The 20,210-nt window shown below is 59.3% G+C and carries 18 protein-coding genes; 11 read left to right on the top strand and 7 right to left on the bottom strand.

Features of this window, described 5'->3' with window-relative positions:
• Positions 1 to 47: 47 nt before the first annotated feature.
• Positions 48 to 317 (bottom strand): DUF1652 domain-containing protein, encoded by a 270-nt coding sequence (locus tag MHH62_RS01895; RefSeq protein WP_014718706.1) that lies wholly within the window; start codon positions 315 to 317, stop codon positions 48 to 50.
• A 369-nt stretch (positions 318 to 686) separates the two neighbouring features.
• Here MHH62_RS01895 and MHH62_RS01890 point away from each other — a divergent pair, with 369 nt between their 5' ends.
• Complete coding sequence (locus MHH62_RS01890; RefSeq protein ID WP_003190946.1) at positions 687 to 887, top strand: ParD-like family protein; 201 nt, start codon at positions 687 to 689, stop codon at positions 885 to 887.
• The gene (gene map, locus MHH62_RS01885; RefSeq protein ID WP_019816859.1) at positions 887 to 1,657 is read left to right on the top strand and encodes a type I methionyl aminopeptidase; all 771 of its coding nucleotides are present in this window, start codon (positions 887 to 889) and stop codon (positions 1,655 to 1,657) included. Before MHH62_RS01890 ends, map begins: the two co-directional genes overlap by 1 nt.
• Before the next feature lie 37 nt (positions 1,658 to 1,694).
• Here the strand turns inward: map and sfnG are convergent, their stop codons facing one another.
• Together sfnG and MHH62_RS01875 are read right to left on the bottom strand one after the other, a co-directional pair.
• Complete coding sequence (gene sfnG, locus MHH62_RS01880; protein WP_014718708.1) at positions 1,695 to 2,819, bottom strand: dimethylsulfone monooxygenase SfnG; 1,125 nt, start codon at positions 2,817 to 2,819, stop codon at positions 1,695 to 1,697.
• A 452-nt stretch (positions 2,820 to 3,271) separates the two neighbouring features.
• On the bottom strand, positions 3,272 to 4,057 hold the full coding sequence (locus tag MHH62_RS01875) for a sulfite exporter TauE/SafE family protein (RefSeq protein WP_014718709.1): 786 nt from the start codon (positions 4,055 to 4,057) through the stop codon (positions 3,272 to 3,274).
• A gap of 192 nt (positions 4,058 to 4,249) precedes the next feature.
• On the opposite strand from MHH62_RS01875, the gene MHH62_RS01870 reads away from it, so the two are divergent.
• The 3 genes from MHH62_RS01870 to MHH62_RS01860 all read left to right on the top strand — a co-directional run bounded on the left by MHH62_RS01870 (position 4,250) and on the right by MHH62_RS01860 (position 6,059).
• Positions 4,250 to 4,771 (top strand): DUF3455 domain-containing protein, encoded by a 522-nt coding sequence (locus MHH62_RS01870; protein WP_014718710.1) that lies wholly within the window; start codon positions 4,250 to 4,252, stop codon positions 4,769 to 4,771.
• Between the two features lie 86 nt (positions 4,772 to 4,857).
• The gene (locus tag MHH62_RS01865) at positions 4,858 to 5,388 is read left to right on the top strand and encodes a sigma-70 family RNA polymerase sigma factor (RefSeq protein WP_014718711.1); all 531 of its coding nucleotides are present in this window, start codon (positions 4,858 to 4,860) and stop codon (positions 5,386 to 5,388) included.
• A complete protein-coding gene (locus tag MHH62_RS01860; RefSeq protein ID WP_339232333.1) occupies positions 5,385 to 6,059 on the top strand; it encodes an anti-sigma factor in 675 nt (224 codons plus the stop codon). Before MHH62_RS01865 ends, MHH62_RS01860 begins: the two co-directional genes overlap by 4 nt.
• Here the strand turns inward: MHH62_RS01860 and MHH62_RS01855 are convergent, their stop codons facing one another.
• Both MHH62_RS01855 and MHH62_RS01850 read right to left on the bottom strand, forming a co-directional pair.
• The gene (locus tag MHH62_RS01855) at positions 6,060 to 7,361 is read right to left on the bottom strand and encodes an ATP-binding protein (RefSeq protein WP_038450364.1); all 1,302 of its coding nucleotides are present in this window, start codon (positions 7,359 to 7,361) and stop codon (positions 6,060 to 6,062) included. It abuts the gene before it with no gap.
• A gap of 3 nt (positions 7,362 to 7,364) precedes the next feature.
• Positions 7,365 to 8,066 carry a response regulator transcription factor gene (locus MHH62_RS01850; protein ID WP_003190934.1) on the bottom strand — a complete coding sequence of 234 codons (702 nt, stop codon included), beginning with the start codon at positions 8,064 to 8,066 and terminating at the stop codon, positions 7,365 to 7,367.
• 171 nt (positions 8,067 to 8,237) lie between these two features.
• Between MHH62_RS01850 and MHH62_RS01845 the strand changes: the two genes are divergently transcribed.
• From MHH62_RS01845 to MHH62_RS01820, 6 genes are all read left to right on the top strand, one after another.
• A complete protein-coding gene (locus tag MHH62_RS01845) occupies positions 8,238 to 9,380 on the top strand; it encodes an efflux RND transporter periplasmic adaptor subunit (RefSeq protein ID WP_014718714.1) in 1,143 nt (380 codons plus the stop codon).
• A 6-nt stretch (positions 9,381 to 9,386) separates the two neighbouring features.
• Entirely contained in the window at positions 9,387 to 12,485 is a 3,099-nt protein-coding gene (locus MHH62_RS01840; RefSeq protein WP_339232332.1) for an efflux RND transporter permease subunit, read from the top strand.
• Between the two features lie 121 nt (positions 12,486 to 12,606).
• A complete protein-coding gene (locus MHH62_RS01835; protein WP_032901639.1) occupies positions 12,607 to 13,248 on the top strand; it encodes a DUF1345 domain-containing protein in 642 nt (213 codons plus the stop codon).
• Between the two features lie 72 nt (positions 13,249 to 13,320).
• A complete protein-coding gene (locus tag MHH62_RS01830) occupies positions 13,321 to 14,160 on the top strand; it encodes an AraC family transcriptional regulator (protein WP_032901641.1) in 840 nt (279 codons plus the stop codon).
• Between the two features lie 54 nt (positions 14,161 to 14,214).
• Positions 14,215 to 14,814: a LysE family translocator gene (locus MHH62_RS01825; RefSeq protein WP_020301107.1), complete on the top strand. Its 600-nt coding sequence runs from the start codon at positions 14,215 to 14,217 to the stop codon at positions 14,812 to 14,814.
• A 282-nt stretch (positions 14,815 to 15,096) separates the two neighbouring features.
• Positions 15,097 to 15,570 (top strand): hypothetical protein, encoded by a 474-nt coding sequence (locus tag MHH62_RS01820; RefSeq protein ID WP_034135484.1) that lies wholly within the window; start codon positions 15,097 to 15,099, stop codon positions 15,568 to 15,570.
• A 57-nt stretch (positions 15,571 to 15,627) separates the two neighbouring features.
• Here the strand turns inward: MHH62_RS01820 and MHH62_RS01815 are convergent, their stop codons facing one another.
• A complete protein-coding gene (locus MHH62_RS01815) occupies positions 15,628 to 17,895 on the bottom strand; it encodes an autotransporter outer membrane beta-barrel domain-containing protein (RefSeq protein WP_103451882.1) in 2,268 nt (755 codons plus the stop codon).
• Positions 17,896 to 18,212: 317 nt separating this feature from the next.
• Positions 18,213 to 20,204 carry a hypothetical protein gene (locus tag MHH62_RS01810; RefSeq protein WP_339232328.1) on the bottom strand — a complete coding sequence of 664 codons (1,992 nt, stop codon included), beginning with the start codon at positions 20,202 to 20,204 and terminating at the stop codon, positions 18,213 to 18,215.
• Positions 20,205 to 20,210 lie beyond the last annotated feature (6 nt).

The raw sequence follows: 20,210 nt of genomic DNA, 5'->3' as shown, positions 1-20,210 counted from the left end.
CCTGGCAACTACCAGGCCCACGGGGTCAACTTGCACTCAAGCATCCGCTAGTGATAACCGCGAGCACCGGCTCGTTGCAGTACCGGTGCGTGGCTTTGCTTGAGGTCTTCACGCAACCCGGTGATCAGGTTGCAAATCGCTCGGCTGCTGTCGAGCTTGTCAGGATGGATACCTTTGACTTCCAAATCCACCCGATCCCGGTCGCGATCGTCGTAGACCCTGATCGTCAACGAGGCATCTTCGGCTTTGGTGCATTCGCACCGTTTAGGCAGGAAACTTCCTTCAATAATGCTGCGAAGCTCTAGTTCTGAAAGCATGGCTAACCTCTCCTTTTTTGAGACTGCCAACGGTTATATGTATCCGACAGGCACTTGCCTGCCACGTCTTGCCAACCCTGGAAGACGCTTTCAATCAGTAAGCCTACTCGGCAAAAACCGGGGTGGTTGTAACCTTTCCTCATAAGCAAACCGCTTGCTCATATTAAAGAAAACGGCTTGTTTGGCATCCTCGTCGAACTACATCGATTAAACGTTTAACCCGCAGCGTGGGGACCGGCGTTTAGGTGGAAATCCTTTTTTCGGCAACCTATCGCAGCCCATCAACCCACCACCGTTCAGCCGAAGAAGGTTTGCGATCGACATACGAACCATATACGATTCGTATATCAATTAAACACAGTGAACCTTATGGGCATCGTCAAGATCACCGATCAGCTGCACGAACAACTGCGCCTGGCCAGCGCCGCCATGGACCGCTCCATCAACGCCCAAGCCGAGTTCTGGATCAAGATCGGCCTGCTCGCCGAACTCAACCCGCACCTGCCCTACAACGAGCTGATCAACAAGCTGTTGCTGGACAAACCCGACCTGATCCGGGGGCGCAGTTGATGATCAAGACTCCCGCACAGTTGGCCGTGATGCGTGAAGCCGGGCGTCTGTTGGCGCAAGTCTTCGACATGCTCGACGGCTTCGTCGCCGCCGGCCGCTCTACCCTGGAGCTGGACAGCGCCGTCGAAGCCTTCATCCGCAATGACCTCAAGGCCCGCCCTGCCAGCCTGGGGCAGTACGACTACCCGTTCTGCATCAACACCTCGATCAACGAAGTGGTGTGCCACGGCATGCCCAGCGCCAAGCAAATACTCAAGGACGGCGACATCATCAACATCGACATCACCCTGGAAAAAGGCGGCTTCATCGCCGACGCCAGCAAGATGTACATGATCGGCAACGTGACGCCCAAGGCCAGGCGCCTGGTGGACATGACCTTCGAGGCGATGTGGGCCGGCATCCGCCAGGTCAAGCCGGGCGCGCGCCTGGGCGATATCGGCCATGCCATCCAGAGCCACGCGCAAGCCAACGGCTACAGCGTGGTGCGCGAATACTGCGGCCACGGCATCGGCCGGCAAATGCACGAAGAACCGCAAATCCTGCACTTCGGCCGCCCCGGCACCGGCCTCGAACTGCGCGAAGGCATGGTGTTTACCATCGAACCGATGCTTAACCATGGCAGCGCTAAAACTCGCAGCCTGAAAGACGGCTGGACGGTGGTCACCAAGGACAACAGCCTCTCGGCGCAATGGGAACACACCGTGGCGGTGACGGCGGACGGGTTTGAGGTGTTGACCTTGCAAGCCACTCAAACCTTTTACACCCCGTAGGAGCGAGCTTGCTCGCGAAGAGCGCCTAGCCTGCGCGCTAAACCAGGCTAGCCACTTTTTCGTTAACGTTTTTCGCGAGCAAGCTCGCTCCTGCATCTGCCTTGGCCTCAAGCTCGCGCACCAGCGGCAATACACGTTTGCCGAAATACTGCACTTCTTCCTGGAAGTGCAGAAAGCCTGCCAGCACCAAGTCCACACCCACGGCCTTGAGTGCCACGATGCGCTCGGCGATCTGCTGCGGCGTGCCGATCAGGTTGGTCTTGAAGCCATCGTTGTATTGCACCAGGTCCTCAAAGCTGGACTTGGCCCAGTTCCCCTCGCCCTCCGGCGACGCCTTGCCCGCTTGCCTGGCTGCGTCACCAAAGGCGTTGACCGCCTCCGGGTCGGCTTGGTCGATGATCTGCGCCAGCACCGCCCGAGCCTCCTCTTCCGTGTCGCGGGCGATCACAAAGGCGTTCACGCCCACCTTCACCGAATGGTGGTTGGCAGCGGCCTTGGCACGAATATCATCGACCTGGGCCTTGACGCCTTCAGGCGTGTTGCCATTGGTGAAATACCAATCCGACACCCGCGCCGCCATGTCCCGAGCCGCCCGCGAACTGCCGCCCTGGAAGATCTCCGGCTGGCCCAGGGGCTTGGGCTTGAGGGTGTATTGGTTGAAACGATAGAAATCGCCCTTGAAGGTGAAATCGTCCTGGGTCCAGATGCCTTTGAGGGCGCGGATAAACTCTTCGGAACGCCGATAGCGCTCATCATGCTCCAACCAATGCTCGCCAATGGCCTGGAACTCGCCCTTGAACCAACCACTGACGATATTCACCGCGATACGGCCATTGGTCAGTTGGTCGATGGTCGCCAATTGCTTGGCCGCCAACGCCGGTTGCCACGGCCCGGGCAGGATCGCCGCGATGACCTTGAGGGTGGTAGTCGCCGCGAGTAACGCATGGCTGAACGCCACGGACTCATGCTGGTTCTCGGCACCGTAACCTGCGGTGAAGCGAATCTGGGTCAAGCCATACTCAAAACCCGCCGCCTCCGCCAGTTGCGCCAGCTTGCGGTTGTACTCGATGCCCCAGTGGGTGCGTTGTTCAATCTTGCTGACGACCAACCCACCGCTGACGTTGGGTACCCAATAGGCAAATTTCACGGCTTGCTGACTCATCGGACGGTACCTCGCACAGGGGATGTACCAGTGCTTAGGCAGCAAGCGTGCCAGGGGCAGGCAAATGCCCGTAGCCTGGGGGTTGCGGAAAAAAAGGGGGATTGAAGCGATGGCTTGCCAGTGTCTGGGATCGCAGCAGTTTGTGGATCTGCTGTTGCTGGAGCAACAGTTGCGACCAGCACCAAGCGTACCCACGATGCGAAGCGAGTAGCTCTTGATCTTGATCTGCTTTTGATCTTGATCTTAGGCGCCCCGTTAAACCACGCTGGCCGGAATCGACAGGGATGGATATGTACTCGGTATAACGGTGTCGACTGTGAGGCCGCCTTCGCAGGCAAGCCAGCTCCCACAATTTGATCGCGGGGCGTCAGGTAGGTAGTCGTCGGCTGTGAGGCCGCCTTCGCAGGCAAGCCAGCTCCCACATTTGGAACGTGGGGTGTCAGGCCACGTGCTCAGAACGCCAACTTGTACCCCACCGCCATCAACATCACCGCCAGGCACGGCCGCAGTACCCCGTCGGGAATCCTGCCGGTCATATGGCTGCCCATGTAGATCCCCGGCAGCGACCCCATCAGCAAAAAGCCCAGCAGATGCCAGTCCATGTTCCCCATGCTGGCATGGCCCAGGCCCGCCACCAATGTCAGGGGCACGGCATGGGCGATCTCGGTGCCAACCAGGCGCCGCGTGGCCAGGAACGGGTACAGGATAAACAGCGCCACCGTGCCCAGAGCGCCGGCGCCGATCGAGGTCAGGGCCACCATGGTGCCAAGGATCGCACCTGTCACAACAGTGAGCGCATTCAGATTGCGCGGGCGCAGATGGTAGGAATCACCAGCATGACGCTGGGCAAACGCCAACAGGCTTTTCTTGAACAGGATCGCCAGGGCCGTCAGCAGCAATACCACGCCAAGGGCCTGCTTGATCACCGCGTTCATCGCACTGGGGTCGGTGTGCAAGCTGGCCAGGAACCATAACGTCAGCAACACTGCCGGCACGCTGCCCAGGGTGAGCCAGCCAGTGATGGTCCAGTCGATGTTCTTGTTCTTGCTGTGCACCAGCACGCCACCGGACTTGGTAATGGCAGCGTACAGCAGGTCGGTGCCCACCGCGGTGGCCGGGTTGATGCCAAACCACAGCAGGATCGGGGTCATCAGCGAACCGCCGCCCACCCCCGTCATGCCCACGATAAAACCCACGATCAAGCCGGCAACCACGAAACCAATATTACCTACATCCATTCCAGCTACCCGCGGCCTTATAAATTTCTGGCCGCAGGATAGCGATTTTTCTTATAACCACTTATACCGATGCGATCTGAGTTTATGCCTTTTTGGAAACTCCATTTTTTTTGCACAAAACTGCATCCAATGGGCGGGCCTGGGCCGTAGTCATCAACGTAACCCTGCTGTTCTACCCAATGGAGAAACACCATGAACGCTAAAACACTGCTGTGCCTGTCCAGCTTGCTCCTCGCCGCACCGTCGGCGTTTGCCCAGGCGGGCCTGCCGGACAGCATCAAGGTGCCCGATGGCCACAAGGTAGCGATGCACACCACCGGGGTCGGCGAAATCACCTATGAATGCCGCGACAAGGCCAACGCTGCCGGCCAGACCGAGTGGACCTTCGTCGGCCCTAAAGCCGTGTTGAACGACCGTAATGGCCAGCAGGTCGGCACCTACTTCGGCCCACCCGCCACGTGGCAGGCCAAGGACGGCTCGACCATCACCGGCACGCAATTGGCCGTGGCGCCGTCGAGCCCCGGCAACCTGCCCTATCAACTGGTCAAGGCCAATCCAGCCGAGGGCAAAGGTGCAATGAGTGGCGTGGTGTATATCCAGCGGGTTGCGCTCAAAGGCGGGGTCGCTCCGGCTGCGCCCTGCACCACGGCGAACAAAGGCGCCAAGGAAATGGTGAAATACCAGGCGGACTACCTCTTCTGGGCCGCCAACTGAGCAAACTCAGCTACGCTGGCCAGGTAGGCGCGAGCAACCTCGCGCCTACCACGCGTAGACGTCTCCTCAGTGGCAGGAATTCTGGTTTGGCTGAACTCATCTTTGATTATCAAGTGTGCCTGTTAGCCTGCGCCCGCGGCGATCATCGCGCCCTGCACCAGCTCTATGAGCAGGACAGCAGCCGCTTGCTCGGTGTGGCGCTGCGCATTACCCGCAACAAGGCACTGGCCGAGGACATCGTGCATGACGCCTTTATCAAGATCTGGCACGGCGCACACAGTTTCGACCCCCTGCGAGGCTCCGCACGGGGTTGGGTGTTCAGCGTGACTCGCCACCTGGCCCTGGACGTGGTACGCAGCGCCGGGCGTGACGTGCCATTGGACGATCAGTACGAGCCGCTGGCAGAGCCGGCCCAGTCCATCGAGTTTGCCGCACGCTCCGGGCAGATCCACCAGTGCCTGGAACGGCTCGACCCGACGCGTCGCACCTGCATTCTGCACGCGTATGTGGACGGTTACTCCCACAGCGAAATCGCGCAAAAACTCAGTACCCCGCTGGGCACGGTCAAAGCCTGGATCAAACGCAGCCTCGCCGCCTTGCGCGAGTGCATGGCATGAACGACAGCCTGGATGAACTGGCCAGTGAATACGTGCTGGGGACCCTGCCCGCCGAACAGCGCGCTGAGGTACAACAACGCCTGGCCCATGATGCGGCACTGCGCGCAGCGGTGGATGCCTGGGAGCAGCGTCTGTTGCCTCTGGTGGCGCTGGCGCAACCGGTGCCGCCTTCGGCACAGCTGTGGCGGCGCATTGAACGCCGCATCAAAATCGCCGAAACGGGCGTGGCGTGGTGGAACCTGCTGGCGTTCTGGCGCGGGCTTTCTGCCGTCGGCCTGATGGCAAGCGTGGTGCTGGCGGCTTTATTACTGGCGCGCCCGCCCATGACCGCACCCAGCTTCGTGGTGGTGCTGATGACGCCACAAAGCCAGGCACCGGGCTGGGTGGTGCAGGCCAGTGATAATCGGCAGATCCAGTTGATCCCATTGGGGGTGATGGAGATTCCCGTTGACAAAGCCCTGGAGTTCTGGACCAAGGCCGATGGCTGGCAGGGTCCCGTATCCCTGGGCCTGGTCAAGCCTGGGCAGACCTTGTCGGTGCCCCTGGACAAGCTGCCGCCGCTGGCGCCGAACCAGTTGTTTGAACTGACGCTGGAAGGGCCCAATGGCTCGCCTACCGGCAAACCCACCGGGCCGATTCACGGGATCGGCCGAGCAGTCAAAGTACTTTGATCACGAAAGGTTAGGCAGCCACACACGAAACCGCGCCCCGCCCAGGGGCGACGCCAAGGCCGTCAAGGTGCCGCCCTGGGCCTCCAGGGCGCGCCGGCTGATCGCCAGGCCCAGGCCAAAGCCGCCGGTTGCGCGGTCGCGGCTGCGGTCGAGGCGGTAGAACGGCTCGAAGATGCGCTCGCGCTGGTCAGCCGGTATGCCGATGCCATCGTCGTCCACCCAGATTTCACAGCCTTTGGGGCATACGCGCACGCCCACCTGGATGCGCTTGTCGCAGTAGCGCGTCGCATTGCGCAGCAGGTTCTGCAAGGCTCGGGCAGTCAGACGCGGGTCGAGGCTGAAGCGCTCAACGGCACAATCAAGCGCCACATCGATGACGATCTCGGGGTTTTCCAACTCATCGTCGACGCTGCCCAACACACTGTCGATAAACTCGTCGAGCGCTACCTCTACCCGCTCGGGCAATTGCGCCGGGTTTTGCAGGCGGCTGTAAGACAGCAATTCCAGCACCAATTCATCCAACTCCCGAATATGCGCCACCAGGCTTTGCAGACGCTCGCGGCTGGCCGGGGGCAAGTCTTCGGAAAGCGCCAGGGCCAGCCCGAAATCCAGGCGGGTAAGCGGCGTGCGCAGTTCATGGGAGACCGCATTGAGCAAGTCGCGCTGCTGGTTCAAGAGATGCTCGATATCGTCGGCCATGGTGTCGAACACCGCCGCCAGGCCGCCGATGCTGGAGCTGGGTGCAAGCCCCGTACGGGCCTCCAAGTGGCCCTTACCCAATAGCGCGGCGGTACTTTTCAGACGTTCCAGGTCACGCCAGTGCGGACGCAGCCACACCAGCAGGCACGCCAACAAGGCGGCGCCGACCAGCACGTTCATCGACCAGTACAGCAGGTTCATGTCCAACGGGTCTGGCGGTACGGTCAGCTTGACCGCGAACTGCTGGTTGATCGGCGAACTGATTTCCTCCATCCAGCCCCACTCGCCCAGGCGGATCACCGGTTTGCCTTGCTCCAGTAACTGTTCTTCCTCAGGGGTGTAGCGGGCGTCCTGGCGCAGCAACAGTTGCACTTTCAACGGTGCAAAATCGCGGCTCAACTGGTCGGTCACCTGGGACCAGCGCTCCACCGGTGCGCGCTGGTACTGCTTGACCATGAGTTTTTGCAGGCCGCGGGACTGTTCGATGTTGTAGTTCATGTAGCGGTGTTCGAACAGCTGGATCACCAGCTTGGGAATCAGGTAAATCGCCGCACTGTAGGTGACGATGGTGATCAGGTAGAGGCGCAGCAGTACGCGAAACATGGTTCAGCATTCCCACTCGGAACGGCTGAACAGATACCCCTTGCCCCACACCGTCTTGATCTTGCGCGCCTCGCCCGCATGGTCGTCGAACTTGCGCCGCAGCTTGGAGATGGCCACGTCCACCGAACGGTCGGTACCGTTGAACTCGATACCGCGCAGGCGTTGCAGGATCTGATCGCGGCTGAGCACTTCGCCGGCATGCCGGGCCAGCACCACCAACAGGTTGTATTCTCCGCTGGACAGCTCCACCGCCTGTTCGCGCCAGGTCACGGTGCGCTCGGACAAGTCGATGCACAGGTTGCCCATGACGATCTGGTCGCTGGCCACCTGGGGTTCGGACAGGCTGCTGCGCCGCAGCAATGTGCGCACCCGGGCCAGCAATACGCGCGGCTCGCAGGGTTTGGTCACGTAGTCGTCGGCGCCCATCTCAAGGCCCAGAACCTGGTCGTGGCTGTCATCGCGGGCGGTCAGCATCAGGATCGGCAGGCCCGCAGAATCGGCGCGCAGCAAGCGGCACACCTGCAGGCCGTCGAGGCCCGGCAGCATCAGGTCGAGGATCACAAGGTCCGGCGGGTTCAGGCGTGCACGTTCGCGTACATGATCGCCACGGCTGAGCACGCTGACGTGGTAGCCATTGCGTTCCAGGTAGCTGGCAATCAGCTCGGAGAGTGCGGCGTCGTCTTCCACCAGGAGGATGTTGGGCATGGTGTTTCCAAATAATGCTGTTTGTTGGTGTGTTGCAGGATTGTGCAAGGATATACGCCCCCGACGCCACGTGCGCCGTACCTTACACTTCTTCACAGACCCGCTACACAGCTTCACAGCACCACGGCGCAGGTGCCTCTAGGATGCGCCAGTCAATATTGGGATAAGAGCATGTCGAAGAATCTATTTGCGCCGTTTTGCCTGTTGGCCCTCACACTGGCGCTGAGCGCGTGTGGTCAGTCGGCAGACGAGACGCCACAAATGCCCCTGGCCAAAGTGCGGATCGAAACCCTGCAGGCCAAGCCCCTTTCTATTACCAGCGAACTGAGCGGGCGCATCGCCGCACCGCGTATCGCCGAGGTACGCGCCCGGGTCGCCGGGGTGGTGATGCAGCGGGTGTTTAACGAAGGCCACGACGTCAAGCAAGGCGACGTATTGTTCCGTATTGACCCGGCGCCGTTCAAGGCCGACCTGGACAGTGCCCTGGCCAACCTGAGCAAGGCCGAGGCCAATGCGTTCCAGGCGCGCCTGCAAGAACAGCGCTACAGCCAATTGGTCGAAGGCAACGCCATCAGCGGCCAGGAGTACGACAACGCCCGCGCCGCCCTGCGCCAGACCAACGCCGAAGTGGCCGCCAACAAGGCTGCCGTCGAGCGTGCCAGGCTGAACCTGGGCTATGCCACCGTGACCGCACCGATTTCCGGGCGCATTGGTCGCGCCCTGGTGACCGAAGGCGCGCTGGTCGGCCAGAACGAAGCCACGCCGCTGGCGATCATCCAGCAACTGGACCCGATCCACGCCGACCTCACCCAGTCCACCCGTGAGCTGAACGACCTGCGCCGCGCCTTTCGTGCCGGCAGCTTGAAGCAGGTCGGCCAGGACCAGGCCAAGGCCACCTTGATCCAGGACGACGGTAGCCTGTACCCCTTGCCGGGTAAATTGCTCTTCGCCGATATCAGCGTCGATCCGGGCACCGGGCAGATCATCCTGCGCAGCGAGTTCCCCAACCCGGACCTCGACCTGTTGCCCGGCAGCTTTGTGCGGGTGCGCGTGGAACAGGCCGTCGACAAGCAAGGCCTCAGCGTGCCGCAACGCGCCATCACCCGTGACAGCGCCGGTATCCCGATGGTGTTGCTGCTGGACGCCGAGCAGACCGTCAGCCAGCAGCCGGTGGAGTTGGGTGCAGTGGTCGACAATCGCTGGATCGTCACCAGTGGCCTCAAACCCGGCGACCGCATCATCGTCGAGGGCGTGCAACACGCACGCCCCGGTGAAAAAGTTGAAGTGGACGACAGCCCGCTCGTAAAGGAATAACCCGTCATGCCGCAGTTCTTTATTGACCGCCCGATCTTCGCCTGGGTGGTGGCCCTGTTTATCCTGCTGGCGGGCTTCCTGGCGATCCCGCAATTGCCGGTGGCGCAGTACCCCAACGTCGCGCCACCCAAGGTGGAAATCTACGCGGTGTACCCCGGCGCCTCGGCCCAGACCCTGGATGAGAGCGTGGTCAGCCTGATCGAGCAAGAGCTCAACGGCGCCGACCACCTGCTGTATTTCGAATCCCAAAGCAGCCTGGGCTCGGCGACCATTACCGCCACGTTCCAGCCGGGCACCGACCCGGAAATGGCCCAGGTGGATGTGCAGAACCGCCTCAAGGTGGTCGAGCCGCGCCTGCCCCAGGCCGTGACTCAGCAAGGCTTGCAAGTGGAAAAAGTCTCCGCTGGCTTCCTGCTGCTGGTCACATTGACCTCCAATGACGGCAAGCTCGATGACGTCGCGCTCAGTGATTACCTGGCGCGCAACGTGATGAACGAGCTCAAGCGCCTGGACGGCGTCGGCAAGGCCCAGTTGTATGGCGCCGAACGCGCCATGCGTATCTGGATCGACCCGCAGAAGCTGATCGGTTTCAACCTCACGCCGGCCGACGTCAACGCCGCGATCAGCGCCCAGAACGCCCAGGTCTCAGCGGGCAGCATCGGTGACTTGCCGGGCACCCACACCCAGGAGATCACCGCGGCGGTGCTGGTCAAGGGGCAACTGTCCACCCCGGCGGAGTTTGCCGACATCGTACTCAAGGCCAACCCCGACGGCTCCACCGTGCGCATCGGCGATGTGGCACGGGTGGAGGTCGGCAGCCAGGAATACCAGTTTTCCACGCGCCTGAACGGCAAGCCGTCTACCGCCGTCAGCGTGCAACTGTCGCCCGGCGCTAATGCATTGAGTACCGCAACGCTGGTGCGGGCGAAAATGGACGAGTTGTCGCGCTACTTCCCTGCCAATGTGGAATACAAGATTCCCTACGACACCTCGCCCTTTGTCAAAGTCTCGATCACCAAGGTGGTCTACACCTTGCTGGAGGCGATGGCGCTGGTGTTCGCGGTGATGTTCCTGTTCCTGCAGAACGTGCGCTATACCTTGATTCCCACGCTGGTGGTGCCGATCGCGCTGATGGGCACCTTCGCCACCATGTTGCTGCTGGGCTTCTCGATCAACGTGCTGACCATGTTCGGCATGGTATTGGCTATCGGCATCCTGGTAGACGATGCCATCGTGGTGGTGGAAAACGTCGAGCGCATCATGGCCACCGAAGGCCTGTCGCCCAAAGAGGCGACGAAGAAAGCCATGGGCCAAATCACCGGAGCCATCATCGGTATCACCCTGGTGCTGGTGGCGGTGTTTCTGCCGATGGCCTTCATGCCGGGTTCGGTGGGGGTGATCTACCAGCAGTTCTCGCTGTCAATGGCCACCTCGATTCTGTTCTCGGCGTTCCTGGCCCTGACCTTGACCCCGGCGCTGTGCGCCACGCTGCTCAAGCCGATTGCCAAGGGCGAACACCATGCCAAGGTTGGTTTCTTCGGCTGGTTCAACCAGCGCTTTGAGCACCTCACCAACCGTTATGAAGGTTGGGTGGCCTATGCCCTCAAGCGCAGCGGCCGCTATTTGCTGATCTACCTGGTCTTGCTGGTGGGCATGGGGCTGTTGTTCAGCCGTTTGCCCTCATCGTTCCTGCCGGTGGAAGACCAGGGCTACACCATCACCGATATCCAGTTGCCACCGGGCGCCAGCAAGAACCGTACGGTGCAGGTGGCCGAACAGATCGAGGCGCATAACGCCGGCGAGCCTGGGGTGGGTGATACCACCATGATCATGGGCTTCAGTTTCTCCGGTTCCGGGCAGAACGCGGCGCTGGCGTTTACCACGCTCAAGGATTGGTCAGAGCGTGGCAGTGATGACTCCGCTTCCTCGATTGCCGATCGCGCCAACATGGCCTTCAGCGAACTCAAGGACGCGATTGCCTACGCGGTTCTGCCGCCGCCGGTAGACGGCCTGGGCACTTCCAGCGGTTTTGAGTTCCGTTTGCAGGACCGTGGTGGCGTTGGCCATGCGGGGTTGATGGCTGCGCGTACTGAACTGCTGGACGCTGCAGCGAAAAGCCCGATCCTGGCCAACGTGCGTGAAAGCGCCCTGGCCGAAGCACCGCAAGTGCAGCTGGAAGTGGACCGCAAGCAGGCCAACGCCCTGGGTGTGTCGTTTGCCGACGTAGGCAACGTGCTGTCGTCGGCGATCGGCTCGGCGTATATCAACGACTTCCCCAACCAGGGCCGTATGCAGCGCGTGGTGGTGCAGGCCGAAGGCGACCAGCGCAGCCAGGTGGCCGACCTGATGAAGATCCATGTGCGTAACAACGCGGGAAAAATGGTGCCGCTGTCAGCCTTTGTCGAAGCCAAGTGGACCCAGGGCCCAACGCAGTTGACCCGTTACAACGGCTACCCGGCCATCGCCATCAGCGGCGAAGCGGCGCCGGGGCACAGCACCGGCGAGGCCATGAACGAAATCCAGCGCCTGGTCAGCCAGTTGCCTGCCGGGCTGGGCCAGGAATGGACGGGCTTGTCGTTGCAGGAGCGCTTGTCCGGCTCCCAGGCACCGTTGCTGTTGGGCCTGTCGTTGCTGATCGTGTTCCTGTGCCTGGCCGCGCTGTATGAAAGCTGGTCGATCCCTACCTCAGTGTTGCTGGTGGTGCCGCTGGGCGTGCTCGGTGCGGTGTTGGCCGTGAGCTTGCGCGGGATGCCCAACGACGTGTTCTTCAAGGTCGGCTTGATCACCATCATCGGCCTGTCGGCGAAGAACGCGATCCTGATCATCGAGTTCGCCAAGGACCTGTATGACCAGGGCGAGGACTTGATCGACGCCATCTTGAAGGCGGCGCGGTTGCGCCTGCGACCGATCATCATGACCTCGATGGCGTTTATCCTCGGCGTGGTGCCATTGGCAATTGCCACCGGGGCCAGTTCGGCCAGCCAGCAGGCGATTGGTACCGGTGTGATTGGCGGGATGATCACAGCGACATTGGCGGTGGTGTTTGTGCCGGTGTTCTTCGTGGTGGTGATGAAGCTGGTGCGCAAGCGCCATAAAGCAAACTGATCAACGCCGCAGCCAAATGTGGGAGCTGGCTTGCCAACTCCCACAGGGTTATTGATTGCATTCATGATCAGGTACACCCGAATAAGCTATGGTGCTCACACATAGTTCTTTGTGAGCCACCATGCCCTTCCTCGCCCGCACCCACCCTCGCCTCTCATCCGCCGCCTTACTCGGCCTTGCCGTCGGCCTCCTGGTGCCGGCCGACACCCTCGCCAGTAAAATCCTGATCGGCTGGAACGCCGGGGTCTGGACCTACCTGATACTGATGCTGTGGCTGACCATTCGCGCCAAGGCCGAGGACGTCAAGCGCATCGCCGAAATCGAAGACGAGAACGCCGGCCTGGTGCTGTTCATGGTATGTATCGCCGCCATCGCTAGCTTGGCGACCATTACGTTCGAACTGGTCGGCAGCAAGGACCTGGCCACCTCCGAGCGCCTGCTGCACTACGGTTTCACCGGGCTGACGGTGATCGGCTCCTGGCTATTGATCGGGGTGATTTTCAGCGTGCACTACGCCAGGCTCTATTACACCTGGCCAGGCAAGGAGCCCGCCTTGCGTTTTGCCGAAGGCTTGCTCACGCCCAACTACTGGGATTTCCTGTACTTTTCCTTCACCATCGGCGTAGCGGTACAAACCTCGGATGTGGGCGTCGCCACCCGTGGCCTGCGCAAGGTGGTGCTGGGGCAATCGTTGATCGGGTTTGTATTCAATACCGCGATCCTAGGTTTCTCGATCAACATCGCCGCCGGCTTGTTTGGCTAGACTGCACAAATCTTCTAGACGCCCTCCCCGTTGTCGGCGCCAATTGCACATTATATTCAGCCTCGGTGTTGTATGCGCGCGCACAATTGGATCGACCTGAAGCAGGACGCCGACACCGGCATCGAGACCCTGCGCGCGCATTTCGAGGGCCATGCCTACGACCCCCATTGGCATGACAGCTATCTGGTGGGCGTCACCGAACAAGGCGTACAGCAATTCAACTGCCGGCGCACGCGGCATGACAGCGTGCCGGGCCAGGTGTTTCTGCTGGAGCCTGGTGAGATCCACGATGGCCATGCGCCTACTGTCGATGGCTTCACTTACCGCATGCTCTACCTCGACCCACATTGGCTGGAACGGGAAATCTGCAGCGTATTCGAGGAAGCGCCCGCTCACCATCAGTTGAGCTTCGCCCGCACCCTGGCCAACGACCCACGCCTGGCCCAGGCCACCAGCCAGGCATTTCACAGCTTGCACCACGGCGAACTGCGGATCGTACGGCAAAGTGCTCTGGACCAATTGCTGGAACGCCTGACCGGCCAGCTCTACTGGCGCATGCGCTACCGCGACGATCCCCGTTTACCGCGGGTGGCCCACAAGGCACGGGACTACCTGCACGCCCACCTGCATCAGGATATAGGCATGGACGAGTTGGCCCTGGCGTGCGGTGTCGATCGCTTTCGCCTCAGCCGCGCCTTCAAGAGCGCCTTCGGCCTGGCGCCCCACGCTTACCTGGTGCAACTTCGGCTCACACGTGCCCGGCGTTTATTGGCCAAGGGCGAGCAGCCGGCAGCGGTGGCGATGGCCCTGGGCTTCGCCGATCAAAGCCATCTGGGCCGCTGGTTTGTGCGCGCCTACGGCCTGACACCCGCCGCCTACCGAAAGCGCTGCTCAAATCTTCCAGACAGTTAACCGCCAGGCTTGTGAAGATCGACTCCATCGATTGGTCCATCGGAGTCACCCACCATGCTGTCCACGTTCGTGCCGTTCATGCTGTTCGCCTTCGTCGCGTGCATTACCCCTGGCCCGACCAATATCCTGGTTCTGAGCAACAGTGCCCGTTACGGTTTCAAGGCGACACTGCCAATTATTCTGGGTGCCTGCGCGGGAGCGGCGGGGATTGTGCTGCTGGTGGGCTGCGGGGTGGGTCAGTCTCTGGTGCAACTGCCCAGGGTGCAAACCGTGATGCAGTGGGTCGGTGTGGCTTGGCTGAGTTACCTGGCGTGGCGGATTTTCAGCGCACCGCCGCATGTCATGGAGGAGCAAACAACCCATAAGCGACTTGGCCTGCTTGGAGCCGCGAGCTTGCAACTGATCAATCCCAAGTCCTGGATGATGGCACTTGCAGTAGTTAGCGTGTTTGTCGGCGACGGTACGGAGCAACAAAAACAAGTGCTGTACTTGTCTCTGATATTTTTCCTGATTTCACTGCCGTGTTTGAGTACTTGGGCATTGTTGGGTGTGGCATCAGGCCGGGCGCTGGCTTCTGCCCGAGTGATAGTAGGTTTCAATAGATGCATGGGAATAGTGCTGCTGGGATCGACCTGGCTTGGCGCCCTCACCTGAACCCGTTCTTTTCTCCGAGTACACTTAGTAAAAAAAGAACTAAAAATAGCGTTTTATACAACCCAAAAATCAATTGCATGACAGTCAGGCCCTTTGATTCGCGCCACGTTGGCGCACCTACTAGAGCGCGGAAACAAACGGTGCTCATTCATGAATTGCGCGCTTCGTATACTGTCAGTTATGACAGTTTACAGCGCAGGTCTTCTGCGATCTCATAACTAAGCCATCGCTTGCGGAGCACCTAGTGCTTTCGCCTAACTGATCACTCATGGAGACACAATCATGTCAGCACACAGTGCAACGTTAACACCCCACCAACAACGGGCCTTGTTTCCAAAATCAAACAGCGCTGAAGGAAGTTTTACAGTTTCCGTAGACTCGAACGCCATCAACGTCCAGACGAAGGATATCGTGCACGATACCACAAAGCATATTTACGGCATTACTGGCCGGAACGCCGAAGCCGTTAACGATACCGTGAGAGAAATTTATATACAGTTCGCGGACACTACTGCGGCCGGGACGGTTTTTCATCTGGAGGATAGTGAGTTCACTAACACCAGAGTGTGGTTCAGCGTCGATACAGGTCTCAACAAATACGCCGTGCGCGTCATTACAGGCACCCTCGTCATTCAAGAGCTTTCATCTCAAGGAATTCATATTTCACTTGCTTGCACTGGCAGCACCGAAAGAACCCCTTCGGGAAAATCACACGCTATGGTCATCAATGCGGATCTTCACACCGGAACATGGTGAACAAAACGTCAAAAAAAAGCCCGTATCCTGCGATACGGGCTTTTGACAATACGTAAGTTACCAAGTGTAGCGAACCCCCACATTCGCCCCCCAAGGTTGCTCAACTCGACCACCACTGCTGTGCTCGAGGTCGGCATGCAGTTGCAGGTTCTGCGAGAGTTTTACCGCCATACCGGCCCCAAACTCAGCGCGAGAGCCGGACAAGTCGTTGTTGAATACATTGTTATTCACCGAGACTTTGTTGTTATTGGCAAACTCATGCACCATCGCCGCTCGCAGATAAGGTTGTACAACACTCCCTGTATCGAGCTGGATGTCACGCCCAACGGTTGCGCCAGCCTTGGCCATGATTGAGCGCGTACGTTCGCCCTTGGCTTCCAGGCCGTTATCCAGGTTGTAATTGGCGCCCTGGATCACCACGGTGGACATTTGTGCGTAAGGCTCGATAAAGAACCCGTCATCCAACTTGATGTTACGGCCGAACTCAGCAGATAAACCGCCACCGGTGTTGTTGTACTTGCCCTTGGACGAGGTACCGTCACTCAGGCCGACCTTGGACTCATTCTGGAACCGGTTGACCTTGGCCACCGCATCGAAATAAAGGCCACTTTCCTCGTCCAGCCAAGTCGCGTAAGCACCCAGATAGTAACTTTTCACGTTACCGGAGGTGCCGCGCTTGAGGTTCAGGTCAGAGGTGCTATGGCCGGCCATTACACCCACCAGCCACTGGCTGTCGGCCAAGGGTGTGTCTGCACCGAGCGTAAAGCCCCGCTGGTTCTGGCTGTAGCCAATCCCGGTGCTGTCGGACACTTCGTACTTGTTGCCATAACCGCGTATCCACACGCCAGCCTGTCCAGGCTCGAAACGCAGCTCGCCCATACGCGAACGCAGGGATGTCGCCTCGCCGTACCACACGGTCGGTGCGGTGTTGAACAGCGCCAATACCGAGCGGGTACCTGGGCTGATCACACGGTTGTTCGGGTCGAGGAACCAGTCGGTGCCTTCCTTTTTCAGGCCATAGGAATAAGCGCCGACATCAACTACATCACCCACCAGGGAGAAGTGTGCGTCACCGCCGCCAGTGTGTACGACGCGGATATCTTCCGGCTTGGTCGGCTCCGCACCACTGGCCGCGAGCAACAGCTTGTGATCGCCTTTGGCCTCGCCCTCGACGTTCAAGAAGTCCGTAACGCCACGAGCGAAATCGGTGCCCATGACGAAAGTGCCGTTGCCGTCAAGGCTGTCAACGTCCAACTGGTAGAACGCATCAGTCTCACCGAATTTCACCGTGCCGCCGGCCAGGCTCAGGGCGCCGACCTGGCTGTCGCCGGTCAACTCCCAATAAGACTGACCGCCTATGGCAAGGCTTGTGACATTCTGCATCTGACCCGTCAGCCCGGCACGATTTTGCAAGCTTAGATGCGCGGTGCTGCCGTCCTCGACAATAACGTCGCCACGCAAATCGCTGTTATCGACATTCATAGATGCCATGGCACCGCCGTTCACTTCCAGCAATGTGCCGTTACCGCCTGTCAGCGTCGAGCCGTTGCGCACGTCGATCTCAACGGTCGGAACCCTGCCTGGTCGCCCCTCGACGAGAATAGCGGAGCCTGTACGGCCTTCTACATGTGAGTTGTCCAGTACCAGCTTGCCAACCTCAGCGTTTTTCAACTGGTTGGTCACGACGACACCATTCTTGCCACCGATCAGTGTGCTTTGACTCGCAGTAACTAATGCGCCACTGTCCAATCGAACACCAAAACTGTCTGCACCGGTACCTTCCACCCAGGTGTTTTGCTTGAAATGCAGTTCGCTGTTGCCTTGGGCCGTGGCCCCCCCGGCAACGCCGACGATGTTGCTATTGAATACCTCGGCAATCCCTCCTTGAGGGGAGCCGACACTTTGAAATACTTGCAATCCGAAGTTGGTATGACTGATCAACGTGCTGTCGGTAATCGTCGCAGTGCTGTCATCCAGGCGCAGGGCTGCCCACGTTGGGTTCCGGGATTCCACATGGGCGCCAGTGAGGCTGACGGTTGAACCCTGGGTAGCGCGAATATCATCTACGCGGCTGCCTGGATTTATAATCAAAGCCGAATCATTGACGATGATACGTTGCGCTCTGGCACCGTTAAGCGTCAATTCGGCTTTCCAATCCAGCTGCCAATCATTGGCTGATTCACTCGAATCAATTGTCTTGCCTTCGCCGATTAAATGGCCAGCTTGAGCTGTGCCTGAAACAGCCACCAACATAAACAAGGTTATCGTTGGAACTTTCATCATCGCGCTCAAAGGCTTGAGCTCAAAGTTGGGCAATACGTGCATGGTTGATCACTCTCTGGGGTAGAGCCTTGGAAAACGGCTTGGCTCGTTCCCTCGGAATGGAGCCTTACCTGTACGGCGCAAAGAGTAAGGATCTCCCCCCCCAAACACTGTAGGATTTATCTTATATGGCGAGCAGAATCGGCATCGCTGAGACGCAGAAAACTAAAAGGCGCAATTAAGCGCTGCTGATTTTTCCTTACCTGATAGCAAAAAAAATCCGATGCCAATACAGGCATCGGATTGATTCTTGCGGCCCAAGGTCAAGCACGAGGGCTAACGCTTTGATTGAGTCACTTCACGTCCACTGCGGCTCAGTGTCAGGGGGTTGGCGGTACCGTGCCATCGCAGTAGGTGTGGGCATTCGACATGCCAACGCGCGTATCCGACGGTATTCCACGCCCGGTTACGCCATTACTCAAAACCGTAGAGTAAGTCGCGACGCAGTTGCCCGTTGGCGCCTGATCCAGATAACCCTTGTAGTCGATTTCGAATGTGATTCCGTTGTCTTTGTCGACCTGGGTAATGGCCGGATGTGTAAGCGTTAATGGAAACGGTCCTGGTGGCCGACCTGCGAGTGTATTGGTAAGGGTCAATTCCAACGTCAGCGGCACACCTAACGCCATCCTGGTATCTCCCGGTACGTAGACTTCACCATACAGAACAGGGGGTGGTCCTGGCGATCGGGTTTTCAGCGAGGCGCAGTTCCAACGATTCCCAGAGTTGCGGCCTACATACTCTGGCATCGCTAACATTGTCGTCACTGCATCCTGTACATCGACCTCAGTGGGCGGGGAAAGATTCTCATTGGTGGTGTCCGGGTCGATAACCAGATAGCTGATGGTCTTGAGGTCATTACCATGACGGGCAACCACGTCCCAGTCGATCTCGAAAGAAAAAGTATCACCACCTTCCTCCGTAGTGATAGGGAATGGCCCAACTCGCTCACCCTCCCACAGGAAGATGATCGACAACCCCGGATGAGGGGCCACTGCGACTGTCCATAACACAATATCCACGCGCACGGATTGGTCGGCATGCTCTGGCAGTAAAACATCCGGCGTTGTCGAACCGGCCCCAAATACGTGGGCTTCATTAAGGTTGATATTAGGTGTGCCAGGCTCTCCTGGGTTGATTGCACCACCGACTGACAAATCGAGCCGGATGGTGGTGTCCAAGGAAGGAAACAACGTGCCGTTTCGCGAAATCCGGTACCGGACAGGCACCAATTGCGGCCCGACCGTAAGCTGTGTGTAGGCAGCCTTGAACTGTGCCTGCATTCCATCGAATACTTGCGGAAACGTATCGAAAACTGGGCCCAGGCCGCTCCAGGGCTGCGTACCTATTTGCACTTCGAGTCGATCAAGCAATGGAGCATGATGGTTATAGGTTCTGACCCATATTTCAGGATCCAGCAGATAATCAGCGATGTTGATCAAGTCATCTGTGCTGCCGCCCTCGGGTGCGGGGGCCAGTGGCAAAAATGGCGCCCGTTGTTCGGGGTCATCGATTAGCCTTACTTCACGTTCTTCGATGAATGAGGGGCGACTGACGTTACCCGCCCTGTCGGTAATCGTGTAAAAGGCCCGATACCTCCCACTCAGATCAATCAGAGCACGAGGCAGGAAAAAAGTATTACCGGTCTGCAGCATCGGGATCCCGCCGGGCGGGCTCACGATGTCCTGGTCGCGGGGAAACATCACCGTGCTCCAGTAAACGGTAATGAAGTCACCCGCCTCCCACTGACCCGGCGGCTGAACAAATGTGTTGTCCGGAACACCGAACTGTACCCCGCCGTTCATCGTCAAATAGGCATCGTCAATAACCGCACCGTCAGGAAGGTTGGCGGGGAATAAGAGGGCAGTGGGTTGATCACGAAAGCCGATATCAGCGTAGGGGGGAATGGTATCGACCGTAAATCGGCCAGGATCGGAAATATCCCCCGCCCCGCCTGGGAAGCCGCCAAAGTCTCGGTACTGAATGCTTCTGAGTTGATAAAAGCCGTGGCGAAACCCGCCAATCGGTGCAGGAATCGAAATGTCAAATTTGACAGGTATTGGAATAGGGGTCGCGCTCAACTGAATCGGCCCTGCTATACGACTCCAAACAGGTGGAAGTGCCTGAAGGTCCTGTAGCTCAACTTCGAACCAGTCATCGAAATCAGACAAATCACCTGTCGTACATTCAGCCGTGATGCCGACGGTCGCAAGATTGGCCGGGATCGTACCGGTTGCATTGTCCAGTGCCTCCGCAATCGTGACGGCTGCCGGGTTAGCTAAAGATGCCGAGGGCATTTTCGGATTGCTGCTCATTTGAAG

The organism is Pseudomonas sp. FSL L8-0168 (genome assembly GCF_037976155.1).
In the GTDB taxonomy this organism is placed as follows: domain Bacteria; phylum Pseudomonadota; class Gammaproteobacteria; order Pseudomonadales; family Pseudomonadaceae; genus Aquipseudomonas; species Aquipseudomonas paracarnis.
Note: the sequence above shows the minus strand (reverse complement) of the source record. Positions and strands in the feature narration are given on the sequence as shown.